This window comes from Campylobacter concisus (assembly GCF_002912895.1).
GTDB lineage: Bacteria > Campylobacterota > Campylobacteria > Campylobacterales > Campylobacteraceae > Campylobacter_A > Campylobacter_A concisus_G.
Genome location: NZ_POZX01000017.1, coordinates 1 through 702, shown reverse-complemented (window position 1 = coordinate 702; position 702 = coordinate 1). Strand labels below are relative to the sequence as shown.

Genomic DNA, 702 nt, shown 5'->3' with positions numbered 1-702 from the left:
CAAAAAGTGCTAACTTCATCTATTAAAGTGCCTTGTTTATATTTGTTTTAAAATTCTTTTTTGTAGAATTAGGCGTAATTATATCAAAAGGAGCTAAGATGTCAGTTAAAGTAGCAATAAACGGCTTCGGGCGTATCGGCAGGTGCGCTGCTCGTATTATTTTGGAGCGAGATGATGTTGAGCTTGTCGCTATCAACGACACTGCGACGCGCGACATGACGCGCTATCTGCTCAAATACGACAGCGTGCACGGCGAATTTAAGCAAGACGTTAAGGTGATAAGTGACGATTTTATAGAAGTAAACGGCAAAAAGATAAGAGTTTTTTCAACAAGAGATCTAAACGAGCTGGGCTACGCAGACTACGGTGTGAACGTGGTTTTAGAGTGCACTGGTAAATTTTTAACTACCGAAAAATGCGAGCCTTATCTTGCTCGCGGCGTGAAAAAGGTCGTCATGAGCGCTCCGGCAAAAGACGACACGGCGACGTTTGTAGTCGGCGTAAACGACGATAAATACGCAGGCGAAGCGATCGTCTCAAACGCAAGCTGCACCACAAACGGCCTAGCGCCCGTCGCAAAGGTGCTAAACGATAAATTCGGCATCGTAAAAGGGCTAATGACTACGATCCACGCATATACAAATGGTCAGAGCCTAGTTGATGTAAAGGCTAAAGATTTCCGCCGCTCACGCGCTGCAGCGC

The 702-nt window shown here is 45.6% G+C and carries 1 protein-coding gene; it reads left to right on the top strand.

The annotated features are described in order from the left end of the window. Positions 1-98: 98 nt before the first annotated feature. On the top strand, positions 99-702 hold a 604-nt coding region (locus tag CYP51_RS01545; protein ID WP_141089680.1), incomplete at its 3' end, for a type I glyceraldehyde-3-phosphate dehydrogenase.